At 60.7% G+C, this 15674-nt stretch carries 21 protein-coding genes; 9 read left to right on the top strand and 12 right to left on the bottom strand.

Going from position 1 to position 15674, the window contains the following annotated elements; all coding sequences use genetic code 11:
* Position 1: 1 nt before the first annotated feature.
* The gene (locus SynRS9909_RS08380; RefSeq protein WP_007102206.1) at positions 2-532 is read left to right on the top strand and encodes a ferritin; all 531 of its coding nucleotides are present in this window, start codon (positions 2-4) and stop codon (positions 530-532) included.
* Here the strand turns inward: SynRS9909_RS08380 and SynRS9909_RS08385 are convergent.
* The 4 genes from SynRS9909_RS08385 to feoB all read right to left on the bottom strand — a co-directional run bounded on the left by SynRS9909_RS08385 (position 514) and on the right by feoB (position 4425).
* Positions 514-801, bottom strand: coding sequence for a hypothetical protein (locus SynRS9909_RS08385; RefSeq protein ID WP_162858326.1), 288 nt, complete (start codon positions 799-801; stop codon positions 514-516). The genes SynRS9909_RS08380 and SynRS9909_RS08385 overlap by 19 nt on opposite strands.
* A 9-nt stretch (positions 802-810) precedes the next feature.
* Positions 811-1359, bottom strand: coding sequence for a helix-turn-helix domain-containing protein (locus SynRS9909_RS08390; RefSeq protein WP_038001951.1), 549 nt, complete (start codon positions 1357-1359; stop codon positions 811-813).
* 150 nt (positions 1360-1509) lie between these two features.
* Positions 1510-2511 (bottom strand): extracellular solute-binding protein, encoded by a 1002-nt coding sequence (locus tag SynRS9909_RS08395; RefSeq protein ID WP_007102203.1) that lies wholly within the window; start codon positions 2509-2511, stop codon positions 1510-1512.
* 123 nt (positions 2512-2634) lie between these two features.
* Positions 2635-4425, bottom strand: coding sequence for a ferrous iron transport protein B (gene feoB, locus SynRS9909_RS08400; protein ID WP_370587828.1), 1791 nt, complete (start codon positions 4423-4425; stop codon positions 2635-2637).
* Positions 4426-4842: 417 nt separating this feature from the next.
* Here feoB and SynRS9909_RS14020 point away from each other — a divergent pair, with 417 nt between their 5' ends.
* Both SynRS9909_RS14020 and SynRS9909_RS08405 read left to right on the top strand, forming a co-directional pair.
* Entirely contained in the window at positions 4843-5304 is a 462-nt protein-coding gene (locus tag SynRS9909_RS14020) for a helix-turn-helix domain-containing protein (protein ID WP_007100121.1), read from the top strand.
* Positions 5268-6389, top strand: a complete 1122-nt coding sequence (locus tag SynRS9909_RS08405; RefSeq protein WP_007100122.1) for an IS3 family transposase — start codon at positions 5268-5270, stop codon at positions 6387-6389. The genes SynRS9909_RS14020 and SynRS9909_RS08405 overlap by 37 nt, the downstream gene beginning before the upstream one ends.
* A gap of 33 nt (positions 6390-6422) precedes the next feature.
* On the opposite strand, the gene SynRS9909_RS08410 is transcribed toward SynRS9909_RS08405, so the two are convergent.
* Positions 6423-6881: a ferritin gene (locus tag SynRS9909_RS08410; RefSeq protein ID WP_186593709.1), complete on the bottom strand. Its 459-nt coding sequence runs from the start codon at positions 6879-6881 to the stop codon at positions 6423-6425.
* A 189-nt stretch (positions 6882-7070) separates the two neighbouring features.
* Here SynRS9909_RS08410 and SynRS9909_RS08415 point away from each other — a divergent pair, with 189 nt between their 5' ends.
* Positions 7071-7295 carry a hypothetical protein gene (locus tag SynRS9909_RS08415; RefSeq protein WP_007102197.1) on the top strand — a complete coding sequence of 75 codons (225 nt, stop codon included), beginning with the start codon at positions 7071-7073 and terminating at the stop codon, positions 7293-7295.
* On the opposite strand, the gene SynRS9909_RS08420 is transcribed toward SynRS9909_RS08415, so the two are convergent.
* Positions 7292-7759, bottom strand: coding sequence for a DUF1643 domain-containing protein (locus tag SynRS9909_RS08420; protein ID WP_038001266.1), 468 nt, complete (start codon positions 7757-7759; stop codon positions 7292-7294). The two genes, SynRS9909_RS08415 and SynRS9909_RS08420, sit on opposite strands and share 4 nt — an antisense overlap.
* A 209-nt stretch (positions 7760-7968) precedes the next feature.
* Here SynRS9909_RS08420 and SynRS9909_RS08425 point away from each other — a divergent pair, with 209 nt between their 5' ends.
* The 5 genes from SynRS9909_RS08425 to SynRS9909_RS08445 all read left to right on the top strand — a co-directional run bounded on the left by SynRS9909_RS08425 (position 7969) and on the right by SynRS9909_RS08445 (position 12251).
* Positions 7969-8676, top strand: a complete 708-nt coding sequence (locus SynRS9909_RS08425) for an ABC transporter ATP-binding protein (RefSeq protein ID WP_007102195.1) — start codon at positions 7969-7971, stop codon at positions 8674-8676.
* Positions 8669-9460, top strand: a complete 792-nt coding sequence (locus SynRS9909_RS08430; RefSeq protein WP_038001950.1) for a metal ABC transporter permease — start codon at positions 8669-8671, stop codon at positions 9458-9460. The genes SynRS9909_RS08425 and SynRS9909_RS08430 overlap by 8 nt, the downstream gene beginning before the upstream one ends.
* A 67-nt stretch (positions 9461-9527) precedes the next feature.
* Positions 9528-10409, top strand: coding sequence for a metal ABC transporter substrate-binding protein (locus SynRS9909_RS08435; RefSeq protein ID WP_007102193.1), 882 nt, complete (start codon positions 9528-9530; stop codon positions 10407-10409).
* 46 nt (positions 10410-10455) lie between these two features.
* Positions 10456-11586, top strand: a complete 1131-nt coding sequence (locus SynRS9909_RS08440) for a hypothetical protein (protein WP_071933962.1) — start codon at positions 10456-10458, stop codon at positions 11584-11586.
* 512 nt (positions 11587-12098) lie between these two features.
* Entirely contained in the window at positions 12099-12251 is a 153-nt protein-coding gene (locus SynRS9909_RS08445) for a type II toxin-antitoxin system HicA family toxin (RefSeq protein WP_255479121.1), read from the top strand.
* Here SynRS9909_RS08445 and SynRS9909_RS08450 read toward each other — a convergent pair.
* The 6 genes from SynRS9909_RS08450 to SynRS9909_RS08470 all read right to left on the bottom strand — a co-directional run bounded on the left by SynRS9909_RS08450 (position 12209) and on the right by SynRS9909_RS08470 (position 15666).
* Positions 12209-13225, bottom strand: a complete 1017-nt coding sequence (locus SynRS9909_RS08450; RefSeq protein WP_007102187.1) for an ArdC family protein — start codon at positions 13223-13225, stop codon at positions 12209-12211. The genes SynRS9909_RS08445 and SynRS9909_RS08450 overlap by 43 nt on opposite strands.
* A gap of 379 nt (positions 13226-13604) precedes the next feature.
* Positions 13605-13739, bottom strand: a complete 135-nt coding sequence (locus SynRS9909_RS14025) for a hypothetical protein (RefSeq protein WP_255479122.1) — start codon at positions 13737-13739, stop codon at positions 13605-13607.
* Positions 13736-14119 (bottom strand): type II toxin-antitoxin system VapC family toxin, encoded by a 384-nt coding sequence (locus SynRS9909_RS08455; protein ID WP_007102185.1) that lies wholly within the window; start codon positions 14117-14119, stop codon positions 13736-13738. Before SynRS9909_RS08455 ends, SynRS9909_RS14025 begins: the two co-directional genes overlap by 4 nt.
* Positions 14119-14391 (bottom strand): hypothetical protein, encoded by a 273-nt coding sequence (locus SynRS9909_RS08460; RefSeq protein WP_240307775.1) that lies wholly within the window; start codon positions 14389-14391, stop codon positions 14119-14121. Before SynRS9909_RS08460 ends, SynRS9909_RS08455 begins: the two co-directional genes overlap by 1 nt.
* Entirely contained in the window at positions 14375-15259 is an 885-nt protein-coding gene (locus SynRS9909_RS08465; protein WP_007102183.1) for a GIY-YIG nuclease family protein, read from the bottom strand. The genes SynRS9909_RS08460 and SynRS9909_RS08465 overlap by 17 nt, the downstream gene beginning before the upstream one ends.
* Entirely contained in the window at positions 15256-15666 is a 411-nt protein-coding gene (locus SynRS9909_RS08470; RefSeq protein ID WP_162858325.1) for a hypothetical protein, read from the bottom strand. Before SynRS9909_RS08470 ends, SynRS9909_RS08465 begins: the two co-directional genes overlap by 4 nt.
* Positions 15667-15674: the final 8 nt, after the last annotated feature.

Genomic DNA, 15674 nt, shown 5'->3' on the forward strand with positions numbered 1-15674 from the left:
CATGGCCGAAGCCATGGATCCAGCGATCCTGGATGCAATGCAGCAACACCTCAATATGGAGCGCAACGCACACGCTGCCTATTTCGCGGCGGCAATCTGGTTTGCAGAAAGAGAATACAGGGGCTTTGCCCGCTTGTTTCGTCAGGAATCGGCCGATGAACATCAACACGCCGCCAAGATCAGCGATTACCTGATCGCCCGCGGCCAAACGGTGCAACTCAACGCACTGGACGCCCCCAATCAGGCCTGGGGGAGCCCCGAAGAAGCGATGGCCACAAGTTTTCTGATGGAATGCGACGTGACCACATCACTGCAACAACTGCACAGCATGGCCGAACGGGTGGGAGACACCCGCACTACCGTGTTTCTGGAACCGATGGTAGATCAACAGATCCAGTCTGAACACACATTTGCCCACCTGCTTGGTCGAGTTCGCCTCGCCCGCGGCGAAGCCTCGGCGATGTTGATCATCGACAACGAGCTGGACCATGGGCATCACAATCCCGCCTCGCTTCAGGACGGTAACGACTGAGAGCACTGCAAGCGATGAAGGTAGCGGCGCAGCCTCTCCCTCAGATACTCAAGACTCAGGCTGGCTGGCCAAGCAGTCTCGATCAACGCGGTGATCGCATCGATGGCGCCCAACCGGTTGAGATGCGCAGTTTGTTCCTGAACCAGGCGGGAACGCAGGTGTTCATCCTGCACAGCGCCTAACTGCTGCTGCACAGTGCGAAGTCGTCGCTCCAGCCAGTCCAATTCACGCACAATATCGGCCACAAGAGCCGCAGACGTGAAAGCCATGGTGCCCACTCAGAAACTGAGGGGTGATGTGGCGATCAGCTCAGGAGCGATGGCCATGACCATGTCACCCGGTGGCGTCGCCAGTTGGCTGGCCTGACGCCAACGCGACAGCAGCCGGGTGGTGGTGACCCTTGTGGCGCCGATCAGCTCCCCGAAGCGTTCATGGGTGAGACGAAAGGGAAGCTGATAGGAGTCGCTGCAGCGCAGACCCAGCCGAGACACCAGCAGAACCAGCAGTGCATGCAGGCGTTGCTCGGCCTGACCGAGATGGCGAATCCGAAGCAACTGGAGGGTCCACTCGTTCACTGAATCCATCCCAGAGGCGTCCTCAGCCAGTGACTCGCGTTGCATCTTCAGGGCGGTGAGAGCCTCAACACACACACCCTCCGCACAAAGGCGATCGATCCGCAGGCGATCACCCGACTGAAGGAAGGCCAGTGTGATTCCTTCGGTTTCCTCACAGGCGCAGTACACCCGACAGACGCCCTCCAAGACGGTGAGCATGGAGGCCTGGCCATGGGAAGCCGGATCGAGAAGCACGGTCTGCTGCCGGGGCATGCTCATGACCGCCAGAGGCTCATCGGGCAGAAATCGGAATGACAGAGACGACACCATGGGAACGGAGGTGCTATTGAGAATCGAACGCAACCCTAGGGGGTCGCCGCTGATTCTGCAAGTCATTCGCAACTACTGCCCTGGCTTCATCAATCAGAAGGACCAGCCATTGGCGCGCATCAGGGCCAGCGCCTGGCTGTTCTTGGCACCGAGCTGGAATGCCGAGACGCCATCGGGTCGGAAGCTGCCGAAGCGCTTGAGGATCGGATTGTTGCCGAATCCCTTGAGCGGGTACTCGTCATTGGCGTTGGCGTAGCTGGATGCAGCCTTGGCGGAGGCGAGAAACTCAAGAAACCTGAGCGCTGCGGCCGGTTGGTCAGAAGCCTTGGTGACGCCACCACCACTGATGTTCACGTGGGTGGGAGTGGGAAAGACCACCCTCACCTTCTCAGCCAGCTTCTGATCGCTCTTTCCATTCTTCCCTGCCAACATCCGGGCCACGTAATAGGTGTTCACGACCGCAGCGCCACATCGGCCTTGCGCAACGGCGCGAATCATCGGGGTGTCAGAAGAGAAGAAGGGCTCCTTCATGTTGGCCACCATCGCCTTGATCCAGGATTTCGTTGCCGTGTCACCCCGAAGAATCAACTGATCGGCAACCAAGGATTGGTTGTAGGGGCTTTTGGCGTTGCGCAAGCAGAGCTGATTTTTCAGCCCAGGTTTGGCCAGGTCGGCGTAGGTGCGGATCTGCGCCGGATTCACCTGCGAAGGGTTCACGACCACCACCCGCGCACGTCTGGTGAGGGCATACCAGCGCCCCTGAGGATCACGCAGATTGGCGGGAACTTCGCGGTTGAGAACGGCGGACGAAGTGGGGCGGAACAGCCCCATGGCCGCAGCGCGATCAAGCCGCGCGGCATCGACCAGAATCAACACATCAGCAGGACTTCGGGACCCTTCACTCTTAAGCCGCTCAATCAACGCGTCGTCTTTCGATTCCAGCAGCTTGACCTTGATCCCAGTCTGCTGGGTGAATTGCTTGTAGAGCTGCTTGTCAGTATTGTAATGGCGGCCGGAGTACACGCCGATTTCCTGGGCGAGCGAAGGAGAGGCGAGCACTGCGGCGAGGGCAGCCGTCAGTGGAAAACGGTACAAGGTTGAGATAATCAACAACCCTCCAATCCTGACCAACGAGGCCAATGATCTAGGGAACGAAGGGAACAGCAAAGAGTATCAAAAGGCACAGATCGCAGCGACAGATCACACCGACGGGACGTCTCAACTCCCCATGGCCAGGATCAACAGCCCTCCCTGATACACGATCAGCGCCAGAATCCAGGCCAGACCAAGTGACCAGGCGAGCGACGTGATTGCAAAACTGCGGCTCTTTGATTCCTTCAGCTGAGCCGCAATGGTGCCGAGACAGGGGGTGTAGAGCAACACAAAGGTCATGAAGCTGAGCGATTGCAACGGCGTGATCACGTTCTGAATCGCACCGCCAAGATTGGATTCGGTGGTCTTGTAGATCACGGCCATCGCCCCCAAAAGAATCTCCTTGGCAATGAAACCGAAGAACAGCGACACCGTGAGCTCCGGATTCATGCCGATCGGCCCCAAGATGGGCTGAAAGAACTGACCGATTGCAGCGGCGTAGGTGCCGCCGGATCCCTCCCGCGCACCCGGCGGCAAGTTGGTGAGCAGCCAGATCGCCGCTGCACCACCGATGATGAAAATGCGCGTGGTGAAGAGAAAGTTAAGCATCGATGACCATCCCCGCCGCAGGATCGTGATCAGGCTCGGCGCCCGATAGGGAGGCAGCTCCAGCACAAACGCCTCCTTGCTGGGGTAAGCGCGTTTGAAGATCAGACCGGTGATGATCGCCGCCAGAAAACTCATCAAATAGAAACTGAACAGCACCAGCCCCGGCGCCCACCAGGGTTTCGGGAAAAACACACCGGCAAGGAACACGAACACGGTGAGCCGGGCCTGGCAGAGGGCAAAAGGAATGCAGAGCATCGCCAGCAGGCGCATGCCCCGATCGCGGATCACGCGGGTTCCCATGATCGAGGGCACATTGCAGCCGAAGCCCATCACCTGCAGCACAAAGCTGCGGCCATCCAGCCCCAGCCAACGCATGAAGCCATCCATCAGGAAGGCGGCGCGCGGCAGATAGCCCGAGTCTTCGATGATGCCGATCAACACATAAAACAGAAAGATCAACGGCAGGAAGGTGGCCACCGTGCTCACCCCCAGCCAGATGCCATCGATCAGGAAGCGCTTCAACCAATCAGGCGAACCGAGCCACTCCAGCCCCGGCTCCAGCCAGCTGCCCTGGATCCAGTCGAGGCCGAAACCGAGCCAGTCCTGCAGTGGCGTGGCGACCGCAAACAGCAGCTGGAACACCGCCAGCACAATCGCCAGAAACAGCAGCACCCCCACCAGGGGATGCAGCAGGATGCGATCCACTGCCCTGGTGCGGCGATTCAGCAACCGCTCCGGCAAGGTCACGAAGCGGGCGATCAGCTGCTCCTGCTCCTCATCGGAGACGTCCGGCTCCAGGTTGAGAGGCTGCTGAGCCCGGCCCAATCGGCAGTCCAAACGTTCGCCCAGCTGGTGGACGCGATCAATCAGAGCGTGAATGCCCTGGTTGCGCTTGGCACTCACCGGCAACAGCGGCAAACCCAACGCCTGGGACAGGCCTTCATGGTTGATCTCAATCCCGAAGCGCTGCGCTTCATCGCTCATGTTGAGCGCCGCCACCACCGGCAGCCCCAGGGCCTGGATCTGCATCAACAAGCGCAGCTGACTGGTGATCTGGCTGGCATTGAGCACCACCAACACCAGGTCGGGCGGCGTGTTGCGCATGAAGCGCTGCACCACGGCCTCGTCTTCACTGCTACCGCTGAAATCGTGGATGCCGGGGAGATCCACCAGTTCATAGGCGCGCCCTCGGCGATCCGCCGGCATCGCGCCGCGCAGCAGCTCCACAGTGAGCCCGGGCCAGTTGGCGATCTGGGCATTGCCGCCGGTGAGGCGGTTGTAGAGAGTGGACTTTCCCGTGTTGGGCATGCCGATGAGGGCCACGTTGAGCGCGTCCTTCCCAACGACACGCTGGTGTGACCCGTTGTCATGACAGGAACCCGTGCCGCCAAAGCGCCAACCGCGGCGGCGGCGACGTCCCGGCTCTCGCGGGGCTGATTCGTCGCACTGGGGACAGGCGCCTGGATCGCCTGAATCAAACGCAGTCATTCACGGCCTCCATTGCATCACAGTAGCGTTGTGCATTCATTCAAGCCCCGCCACCGCCGCCCGCACCAACGCCGTTGCCTTTCACGTAGCTCAGGGCCGTTCCCTCCAGGAATTGCTGATCGAGGAGCCCCCGGTTTCAGGAAAGTTGTCACCCCTGTGATCAGTACACCCGGGGGCTTGAGGACATGACCAATGCGTCGTTACAGCGAGGCTGTAAAGGCTGACGTGAGGAGGCGAATGAGCCCACCGCAGCGGCAAAGCGTGGCCCAGATCTCCGAGGAGCTGGGCATTCACGTGGTGACCCTTTACAACTGGAGGAAGGCATGGCGGTTGCAGGGAGAGGTGGTGCCGGCATCCGAGAAGGAACCAGAGGGCTGGAGCGCTGCCGATAAGTTCACGGTGGTGATGGAGACGGCTGGCTTGAACGCCACCGAACTCAGTGCCTACTGCCGAGAGCGAGGCCTGTTTCCTGAGCAGGTGGAGCGTTGGCGGCAGGCGGCCCAGGATGCCAATGAAAAGCCAGTGCTGACCTTGAAAGAGCAGAAGGAGCTGGAAAAGCTCCGCGCCCAGGACCAACGGGAGATCAAAGCCCTCAAGAAGGAGCTGCAGCGCAAAGAGAAGGCCATGGCGGAGATGGCGGCCCTGCTGGTGCTGCGAAAAAAGTGGGAAGCCTTCTGTTCGGAGGACGCGGAAGGCTGACCAGCGCCGCTCACAGGAAGAAGGCCATCGAGCTGATCAGCGAGGCACATGCCGCTGGCGCGGGTTTGGTGCGTGCCTGCAGCGAGATCGGGATCTCTCTGCGCACCCTCAAGCGTTGGCGCAAGGCCTTGACGGGTGATGACGGTGGTCACGATCGTCGTAAAGGCAGCCCACGCCTGGTCTCCCACAGACTGAGTGAAGAGGAGCGCCAGCGCATCCTGCTCACCTGCAACCAGCCCCAGTACGCCGCATTGCCACCAGGTCAGATCGTGCCAGCACTGGCAGATCAGGGGCTGTACATCGGCTCGGAGAGCAGCTTTTACCGGGTGCTCCACGCCCACGGACAGGTGCACAGGCGCGGTCGTGCACGGCCACCACAGGAACCGCGCCCCATTCCACGGCTCAGGGCCTCAGGCGCAAACCAGGTGTGGAGTTGGGACATCACCTACCTGCCCACCACCGTGCGCGGGATCTGGCTTTACCTCTACCTGGTAATCGACGTCTGGAGCCGCAAGGTTGTGGCCTGGGATGTCGCCGAACGGGAAGATCCAGCGATTGCAGCGGATCTGGTGAGTAGGGCTTGCCTGAGAGAACGGATCAGCAAAGGCAGGAAACAACCTCTGGTTCTCCATGCCGACAACGGCAACGCCATGCGTGCAGCCACGCTGGAAAGCCGGTTGGAGGAACTGGGCGTACTCAGGTCGTTCTCACGGCCACGGGTGTCCAACGACAACCCGTACTCAGAATCCCTGTTCAGGACAGTGAAGTACCGGCCTGATTACCCCCGCAAGCCATTTGCCTCCAAAGAGCAGGCTTGTCAGTGGGTGGCCGCGTTCGTCGATTGGTACAACCACCAACACCGCCACAGCGGGATCAAATTCGTGACGCCCCAGCAACGTCACAATGGCCGGGCTGTGGAGATCAGCCGCCATCGCGCTGTCGTCTACGAGCGAGCCCGACAGCTCAATCCAAGGCGTTGGTCACGATCAACCAGGTGTTGGCGTCAACCGGAGGTGGTCTGGATCAATCAGCCGCCAGATGAACTCAATGAACCAGGGCAGCTACCGTTGATGCAGGCGGCCTGAAAGGCAGCCCAGGAGTGACACCTTTCCTGAAAGTCACCGGAGCAGCAGGGCGGCGGAGTTGTCGCCGGCCAGGCGCAGCCGCTTGCGCACAAAGCGGGCTTCCGCCTCTTCCTGAAGCTGCTCGGCGACGAACCAATCCAACATGGCGGTGGCGCTGCGCTCACCCACCTGTTCGGCGAGGCTGTACAGGCGATTGATCGAGGCGGTGACCCCCTTCTCGAGGTCATAGACCACATCGAAGAGGGTATTGACCGAGGGCCAGCCTCGCTCCGGCGCCTGCACCGTGGGCAGCTCCACTTCTTCATCGCTGTCCACCAGGTAGGCGATCATGCGCGAGGCATGGCCCCGCTCCTCGGTGCTCTTGTTGAGCATGTAGGTGGAGAAGCCGGCCAGATCCTTCTCACGCAGCCAGATCGACATGGCGAGGTAGGTGTGGCTCGCCTGAAACTCCGAAGCGAGGTGGTCATTGATGGCGCGCGTGAGCTCCTTCATTGGTACGGATCTGAATCACTCCACACCGTGATAGCGGCACCGATTGCAAACCACTGCCGCAAATCAGGCCAGTCATGGCATCAATTGCTACAGCAACACGCTGTCGTGACATCCATCACCCTGCGACGTGATGGCTGAACGAGCCTTCCCGGCGAGAGCCAGGAGCATGGCCAGCGACGAACAAGGCCGATGAGTCACGAGTCACTGAACAGCCAGCCCATCCCCAACGGCTGCCGACGCCAGGCACGACAGATGGAAGCAAGCGAATGGCGCGATTGGTGCATGGAGCGACTCTCCAAGCTCAGCCTGGACCATCGACACAACGACGCCCGCGCCCTGACAGCAGAACACCTCGAACTGCTCGAACAGGTGGATGCCTGCTCGATCCTCTGGATGCGCATCGAGCCGGTTTAGCTGATCCACGGCATCGGACGTGCCAATCCTGGCTGATACAAAGGGTGCGCCGGCTCACCGGATTGATTGATTTTCAGGCACATCAAATCCGGAATCATCGCCCGGACTTCCTGGGAGCGCCCCAAATAGGAGCCATGATTCCCCCATGCCGCGACCACAAGCCCAGCCTGCTTGACCAGTCTGATGATCCAATCATCATTGCCTGAACCAATGGGTTGACCAGCTGCCTTCAGATCACCTGGGGACGTTGCTCGAAAGGCAAAGAGGTTGGCCATGCATAACCCTCCATATCCCCAGTCGTGAGAAAAAGCGATGCATCGACGGATCGTTGGATCATTGACGGCTTCATCGGCACTGGATGGATTCAGTCCGATAAACATTGTGCAGGGCCTAGAGTCATCCCAGAGGCGCCACAACGCATACCGATACGTCCTGCAGTCTGACAAAATGGCATCGGATTTCACGGCTGCTCCTTTGAAACTTTTGCCCCATCACCTTCGTTCGAACTAGCACGACACAGCCACGGGCGCCCCAGGGGTCAGCAGCCGGCGTGGTGGCAGCAGGGGTCGACAATGGTCCTTGACAACGTAGAATGATTCTCGTTTGAGCACTGATTGCGCTTCGCCTCCCTGCTTGCGTTGATCGTCGATCCAACAATGCCTGATTCGGTGTGATGAAGCGTTCGACCCTTGTGGCCGATGGTGTGGTGGTTCGCCATGGATCCCATACCGTCTTGGCGAACATTTCTCTCAGGCTTGAACCCGGGACCCTCACCGCGCTGGTTGGCCCCAATGGGGCTGGCAAATCGACCCTGATGCAGGTGCTTCAGGGGCAACGACAGCCGACGTCGGGATGGGTGACGCTTTCCGGTGCACCGATCAGTCGCTGCCGTGACCAGGTGGCGCTGATGCCCCAGCGGGGCCGAATTGCTTGGTCATTCCCGATCACCGTGCGAGACCTTGTCGGCCTGGCCTCAAGCCACAGGACAGCGCGCAGGCACGGCTGTTGTGAGGTGGAGGCAGCACTGCAACGTGTGGGCATGGCGGCACTGGCATCGCGTCGCCTGGACTCACTCTCCGGTGGTCAGCAACAACGCGCTCTGCTGGCAAGAGCGCTGGCGCAGTCCACCGGGGTGCTCCTGCTCGATGAGCCCTGTGCTGCCATTGATCCACCATCACGCGAGCAGCTGCTGCTTTTGATGCAACAACTGGCTGGCTCAGGCCAGACCTTGTTGGTGAGTGGTCACGACTGGGGCTCAGCGCTCCATCACTACGACCGAGTGATTGTGCTTGACGGTCGGATCGTCGCCGATGGTCCACCGACTGTGATCCAGCAAAACCTCGGTGATCGCTTGGCTGGAGGATGGGAGTGCCGTGGATGAGATCAGCCTCTGGATCCTGCCGTTGCTGATGGCAGCGCTGGTGGGACTTCTCTGCCCAGTCACTGGCACATTGCTGGTGACACAGCGAAGGGTCTTGCAGGCCAATCTGATCTCCCACGCGGTGTTGCCAGGCCTGGTGGTGGCCGTGGCCTGCGGGGTCGATCCCGCCATTGGAGGCGTGATCAGCGGCCTCCTGGGTGCCTGGCTGGCAGAGCGCCTGCAGTTACAAGAGGGCGCCAGTCAGGATGCTGTGATCAACACGGTGCTGGCAGGTTTTCTTGGGCTTGGTGTTCTGCTGGTCCCCTTATTACAGCTGCGACTTGATCTAGAGGCGCTGCTTTTCGGTGACCTGTTGATTGTGACCGGATCAGATGTCGTGCGCGTCGCTCTCGCCGGCCTTGCCTTGATGACTCTGCTGCTCTCGCGTTACTCACAGCTTGTCTATCTCGGCGTCGATGCCGATGGAGCTGCAGCGGCGGGTCTACCCGTGCGCGGTCTGCGTCTGTCTCTGGCTCTGGTCACAGCCATGGTGATCGTGAGCGCGATGGCGGCCGTTGGCGTGATTCTGGTGATCGGCCTGCTCTGCGCCCCGGTGTTGCCTGGGTTGAACACGGCGTTGAGTCTTCGTGTGGCAATGGCACGTGCCGCTGGAGTGGGGCTGGGAATGAGCGGCGGCGGCTTTCTGCTGGCCCTGCCATTGAATCTGCCACCAGGCCCCCTGATCGGGGTGCTCTGCCTCTTGATGCTGCTGCTGCCTGGGGGGCGTGGCGCCAAAAAGCGCTGAGCCATGCAAGCTGGTTCGATAATCGTTATCATTTCGTGCAGTTGGTCATCTTGGAATGCCGCTGCCAATGTCGCTGTCTCTGGCAGCTCTGTTGCTGGCTTCGTCTCCTGCCAAACCAGCCATCGTTGCTGCCGATGGCGTGCTGTGTGATCTCACCCGAACCCTGGTTCGCGATCAGGCGAGCGTGTTGTGCCTGATCCCCGCAGGCGCTGATCCCCACACGCTGTCCTTGCGTCCTGCCGATCGCAGGAATCTCAACAAGGCCCGATTGATCCTGATCAACGGTTACAACCTCACACCCGCTCTCAACAACGCTTCCGGTGGCGGACCTGTTGTGCGTGTTGCTGAAAAGGCCGTCCCCAACAGTGCCAACAACGATCCACATGTCTGGCATGACCCGGCGAACACAACCGCGATGGTGAGCATGGTCGCCTCCCAGTTAGAGCCATTGATGCCTGCTGGGGGCGGTCGGCGCATTCAGCAGCGACGAGCGGCGATGACGTCCGTACTGCAAGCCCTGGGCACCTGGACAACACAACAGATTCAGACAGTACCTAATCAACAACGGGTTCTGGTGACAGGTCACCGCGCCTTCTCCGCCTTTGCCAAGCGCTATGGCATTCGCGAGCTTCCCGTGATTGATGATTTCACGACAGGCGGTCGTTTGCGTCCAGCCAGTCTCTCCGCGATCAGCAAAGCGATCCAATCCTCTGGAACGCGAGCCATCTTCCCTGAATCGCTGCCAGCATCGAAAACGATGCGACGCATCAGCCGGGCCAGTGGAATCCCCATCGCCAAACAAGCACTCGTGGCTGATGGTTTGGCACCAGGGAAAAGCCTGATTCAGACCGCCACCGCAAATGTGTGCACATTTGTCGATGCGCAGGGAGGCCGCTGCGACACCAAGGCAGCGTCGCAGCTTCAGCAACGTTGGGCTGCCATTTTCTGAGTGGTGTCGGCCAGTATTTTTTTCTGCTCTTTTGTAATCTTTTGCGATGAAATTCGTGTTTTCGCCAAAACGAAATCTGCTCGTCGCTCTCTTGCCCCTCAGCCTATGCCTGGGTGCCGACTTGTTCAGCCGTGCTGCCAGGGCCCATGGTGCTGGCGGTGGTGAGGCTCCATTGCCCGCGGGACAATTCCGTGCCTTGCCCGTCATCACCATTGAGGGCCATGGCGGTTTTGAAAACAATTTGGAGGGGCGCCCGCAGCACTATGCGATTGATGGCATGTTCGGTGTTGTTTTGGAGTGGGGACTACCTAACAACGGAAGCTTTACCCTTGAAGCGCAACTCGGACCTGCGTTGGTATGGGGTGAAGCTGAACATTTTTACGGACGAGTGCATGTCGAACCCGATGATCATGATCACGATGAGCATGCGTCAGAGCATGAGGATGAACATGAGGACGAACATGAGGATAAGCATGACGACCATGCGTCAGAGCATGAGGATGAACATGAGGATGAGCATGACGACCATGGAGACCATGCGTCAGAACATGGGGGAGAACATGAGGACGACCACGACGACCACGACGACCATACCGAACATGCTCATGCGCATGGATCAGGCGCACCATTCCGACGCACAGACATCAAGGGATTTCTGCAAGCGCGTTATCAACCCAATGATCGACTGGCGTTGTCGGTGGCCTGGGAGCCTTATTACGTCACAGGTGATGAAGGAGAGGATTTTGGCATTGGCCTGAAGAATGAACTTGGCGCTGAAGTGGTCTATGCCTTCGGCGATGGTGATGTGAATTTCGCTCTAGGCGATGGCCTCGAGTCTGTCATTGACGGTGTGTTTGTTTCAGTCGAGAATAGAAGCGGCTGGGAATCCGATGGCACCTTTATTGGCAATTACACCGATCCATGGCTTGGCTTCGGGTTTAATGTTGATCTCCTCAATGTCACTCTCTCTGGTGGACCGCGCTTTTACACGCCGGGGAGTTATTCCGGCTTGCCACAGCGTACCGACTGGGGTGGAGAGATCGAACTGGAATATCCCATTGCAGAGAATGTCGTGCTCTTTGCCCACTGGGAACCCATTTACAGTACGGAAGGCGGCCCGGGCTGGGGCGTTGGCTGGCAGCACCATGTTGGAACAGGGCTCAGCTTGTTGTTCTAAGGACAGCCTGATTCATGTCGCTGTGCCATTGGTTGCCCGGCCCTGTCACTTTCTGGCTGGGCCAAGCCGAATGATCACGCCAGGGTGGTGCAAGACATGCCATCCCGCTCCATGCTCCGCCTCCACGGGACCCGCGACAGCCTGCTGGCTGCACTGACAGCCCACTGGGCCGATCAGCAGCTGCAGCTGCCGTCAGGCATCAACCCCACTGCCGCGCGATCAACTGCTTCTTGCTACGGGCCTCGGGATTCACCGGCGGCATCCCCGCAAACTTCGGCGGGATCTCGATCATCGCCTTGTTGATCAGTAGCTGATTCAGTCGGCGGAGTAAGGACTGGCCAAGGGATGCGGTGGCTGTGCGCCGGCCCTGGTGGCGAAGCCCTCCCTTCCCTGCCTGCCTGGTTGCTGGCTGCATTTGAGCAGAAGCCCCAGACTGGAAGGACTCCGCTCAACGCCGATGAGCACTGAAGAGCCTGGGATTTGAGGAAGTGCGCCAGAAAGGCAGCCACCTGGTGCTCCGCCGAACCAGCAGCAACGCCGATGGCACGCCTGCGTCGGTGATCTGTGTGGTTCCCCTGCATCGCCGGGATCTGGCCGTCGGCACCCTGGCCAGCGTGCTGCGTCAAGCCGGCGTCGATAGCGACACCTTCATCGAGGCCCTTTGAACTCCGCGCGCCATGACGAGGCCTGCGCGGCAGCCATCCCCAGTGCCAGGCGCTTCAGGTGCCTCCGGGCAAATCAGATCGGCAGCTTTGCGGGCATTACTGAGGACCTGCAGCAGCACTCGAGGCGACTCCTTGAGCAGCTCCACCCAGTGGCTCAGATAGGCGGCGTGATTTGCCATGGCACTGCCGATCTCCAGACGATCCCCGAGGAGCACCGCCCCGAGCTCGGCCACCAGCTCCTCGCGGGCATAGGCCCTGCCGCCATCGCCGCCCTCACCCATGCCGCCGGAGAGATCACGGGCCAGCCGGGAGCTGTGGCCCGTGGAATGAATCACCTCATGGGCCCAGGTGGCATAGAGGGCGCCAGCCGAGTGAAAGGCGCTGCGATCAGGGAGCTGGATGCGATCGGGAACCGGCAGGTAGCAGGCCCGATCCCCCGCGAAGCTCACGGGCACCGGCCAACTGCTGAGCACCGCATCGGCTCCAAGCAGCCGCTCCGGCTCGGGCCGCAGCACGGCCCCTTCTGCCTGGCGGCGCTTCTGAATCAGCCCCTCCAGGGCCTCGCCCTCCAGATCGGCAGCATTGAACAATGCCACCGGCCGGTAGCTGACCCAGCTGCGGCCAGGCTGAGCCGACGGCTGGCCATCGGCGTCAGGCGATCCGTGGCTACCTTCACCTGCTGAGACCGACGCCGCAAGCTGGCCTTCGCCCAGCTGATGCACCTGGGGCCGCAGCACATGCACCGCTTTGCTGCCCTTACGGGGAAAGATCCCCAGGGCCTTGGCCTCCGAGAAGCCACACCAGTAAGGCAGGGCTGATCCCCGCAGGTGCAGGCCCAGAGTGAGCAGTGCCGGATTGGCGCCGCGGTAGCGGCGGCCGGAGAGCAGATTCACATGGTGGCCCCCCGAGGCGGCATCCCACTCCCGCCGCCAGGGGGTGGTGCCGGCCTCCAGCAGGGCGACCAGGGAGGCCACCAGCTTCTCCTCAGGGGAGACCTTGGCAGCAGCAGCTCTCCTGGCTGACCGAGAGGAACGGGATGGTGAAGCAACAGCCACGGATGAACAAGCGCAGGACCGCAAGCGCCAGCGCGGCCAGCGGCAAGGGGCCGGCCACAGCGCTCCGTCAACCCAGTGCCACCGGCGTCTCATCACCAGTGGTGGGCCGGCTTGCGCGGCCGCGCACGCTGAGGATTCCTGCGCGTTACCCCTCAGACCAGATCGAACTCAGGGGGATAGCTCAGCGACTGGCTCTGTTTTTCCGAAACGGACTTTCAGCTGATCAGGGCCTGGACGTTGTCCTGGATGTGCTGCTCTGGGCGCGCTGGGTTCCAGCTTCCGATGGGGTTCTGATCGGTTACTTCGATGCCATGCGCAGCCTGGCCAGCTTGCGGTCGTAGTTGTCGGCCGTCTTGTCTTCGTAGAGCCAGCCGTGGCTTGCGAGGACCTCGCAGACCTCTGTTTCAAAGGCGGATTCGAGATGAACGCTCATGGGGTCAGCACCTCCACGGGGCAGCGCAGGCCGGGGGCCCGGGCTGCGCGGGCGTCAGCGGTGAGCAGGGTGGTGCCCAGCTGTTCGGCCAGGGCCACGTAGATCGCGTCGTAGGCGCTGAGGTTGGTGCGCAGTTCCCAGGCCCGCGGCCAGAGATGGCGACTGGTGTGGCGACGCAGACCCAACCGCTGGCTGGTGGCCAGGGCTTGAAGGGCGTGTTGCTCGCCCAGGCGCTCGGCAAGCACCAGGCGGCGCAACACCGAGAGGAGTTCGGCATCAATCAGTTCTGGTGCCTGGAGGTTGGCCTCCGCCAGCCGCGCGCGTGCGGCGCCATCGAGCAACAGCGCATCCACCAGCACCGAGGCATCCACCACCACCATCAGTGTTCAGCTCGGCTCTGGCGCAGGGCCTCGAGGATCTCGCCGGACTCGAGCTGCGCTGAGGGCAGCGCCTGAAGCAGCTCGGCATTGTCGGCACGGCGGGCTGTTTCGCTGAGCTCCTGCAAGGCGAAAGTGCTCAATGGCAGCCCAGCGCGACTGGCCAAGCGTTCCAGCCGTTCGGCCACGTCATCGGGCACGTGGCGGATGTAAAGCGTGCGGGTCATCGCTGTCTTCTGCTTGCTCGTTGCTAGCAGCTTAGGGGTGTTGGTCATCGGTGCAGCCCTCCCGGATCAGTTGATGCAGGGTTGGCCCTTGGGGGCTCTTCCATTCCCTCCAGCCGTTGGCGGTGCGACCAAGCAAGGCAATGGCAGCTCCGCTTGGGGACTTAAACAAGTGGTCTTTCGGGAACACAAGACGGCCACGGTCATCAGGTTGCATGACTCCGCCGTCTAGCAATCGTTGTCTCCATCGTTCATTCGTCTCCCCGAGGGACGGGGCTGTGTCACCACGGCCGACGGAACCGGCCAATACGACGAAGCCTTCGGCTGTGTAGAGCCCCTTAGCCTCAACTCCGTTGGACGGGCTTCTCAAGCTGAGGACCTCCGCTGGCTCTTCGCTCTGCTTCGGCTTGGCGACAGGGTCAAACAGGGGGAATCCAAGGCTTGAGACAAGGACGCTGCCCGTCTCAAACACTTCAAAGCACTCCGCTTCCAGCGGAGCTGGGGTGTGCGGCCTTGAGCCGCTGTTGCCGTTTTCATCGGCAAAACGACCGGCACCCCGAATCTGCTGGAGGGCATGCCACTCCAGGAACAGCGCGTGGGTCTGCGTGAGGCTGTTGGTCTTGGAGATGAGGACTAAAGCCCGCTCCCAGCAGTCCTTCTTCTGGTTGTGGGCTGTCAGTCGAGAACGAAGGTCGCCGGTTTGTCCGACGTACACCAAGCGGTCTCCGTCCTCTGTGTCTTCCCCAATCAGAAAGTAGACGCCCACCTGGGAGCTCTGTTCCATGGATAAGAAGCTGCCAAGAAGGCTCCGGGGGACTTCGATGACCTGAACAATCCGGGTGGTTATCTCCGCGATGCGAATGCCGTGAGGCTCGCCGCTGGGGAGAAAGATTTGGATTGTCTTGGGGGTTGCAGTCACTGCTCAACTGCCTCGGCTTCTGCCAGCCCTCGGACGTCTATCTGGCCGGTTACTACGGCGGAGATGAGGGCTGAGCGGCGTTCCTGAAGTAGCTCTATCAGGCGTTGCTGCTCGGCGATCAGGGCGTCAATCTTGCCGGTTTCGCGGTCGAGGAATCTGGTTACCTGGCTTTGTTCCTCAATTGAAGGAAGTGCGGAGGTGAAGTCTCTAACGAAAGAATCAGGGACACGCTTTTGCCCACCTGCACCATACATCTCTGACTCGCCAAGTCGGCGAAAAGTCTGTGATCTAAAAAGGTAGTCAAGGAACTCACTCGTGATTTTCTCCTTGACAGGCCTGGTGACAATCAGCTCCGTCGTACCGAAGCCAATGCCACCTTTCAAATCGCGAAGAATTGCACCTTTCACGTTTTCAA

The sequence above is a fragment of the Synechococcus sp. RS9909 genome, assembly GCF_014279595.1.
Lineage (GTDB): Bacteria > Cyanobacteriota > Cyanobacteriia > PCC-6307 > Cyanobiaceae > Synechococcus_C.

Coding starts and splice junctions, on each gene's coding strand:
- feoB (WP_370587828.1), bottom strand. CDS start 4,425: ATGCCCAACACGGGAAAGTCCACTCTCTACAACCGCCTCACCGGCGGC.
- SynRS9909_RS08410 (WP_186593709.1), bottom strand. CDS start 6,881: ATGAAGGAGCTCACGCGCGCCATCAATGACCACCTCGCTTCGGAGTTT.
- SynRS9909_RS14025 (WP_255479122.1), bottom strand. CDS start 13,739: ATGAGCGTTCATCTCGAATCCGCCTTTGAAACAGAGGTCTGCGAGGTC.
- SynRS9909_RS08385 (WP_162858326.1), bottom strand. CDS start 801: ATGGCTTTCACGTCTGCGGCTCTTGTGGCCGATATTGTGCGTGAATTG.
- SynRS9909_RS08380 (WP_007102206.1), top strand. CDS start 2: ATGGCCGAAGCCATGGATCCAGCGATCCTGGATGCAATGCAGCAACAC.
- SynRS9909_RS08425 (WP_007102195.1), top strand. CDS start 7,969: ATGAAGCGTTCGACCCTTGTGGCCGATGGTGTGGTGGTTCGCCATGGA.
- SynRS9909_RS08435 (WP_007102193.1), top strand. CDS start 9,528: ATGTCGCTGTCTCTGGCAGCTCTGTTGCTGGCTTCGTCTCCTGCCAAA.
- SynRS9909_RS08455 (WP_007102185.1), bottom strand. CDS start 14,119: ATGGTGGTGGTGGATGCCTCGGTGCTGGTGGATGCGCTGTTGCTCGAT.
- SynRS9909_RS08390 (WP_038001951.1), bottom strand. CDS start 1,359: ATGCCCCGGCAGCAGACCGTGCTTCTCGATCCGGCTTCCCATGGCCAG.
- SynRS9909_RS14020 (WP_007100121.1), top strand. CDS start 4,843: ATGAGCCCACCGCAGCGGCAAAGCGTGGCCCAGATCTCCGAGGAGCTG.
- SynRS9909_RS08460 (WP_240307775.1), bottom strand. CDS start 14,391: ATGACCAACACCCCTAAGCTGCTAGCAACGAGCAAGCAGAAGACAGCG.
- SynRS9909_RS08440 (WP_071933962.1), top strand. CDS start 10,456: ATGAAATTCGTGTTTTCGCCAAAACGAAATCTGCTCGTCGCTCTCTTG.
- SynRS9909_RS08415 (WP_007102197.1), top strand. CDS start 7,071: ATGAGTCACGAGTCACTGAACAGCCAGCCCATCCCCAACGGCTGCCGA.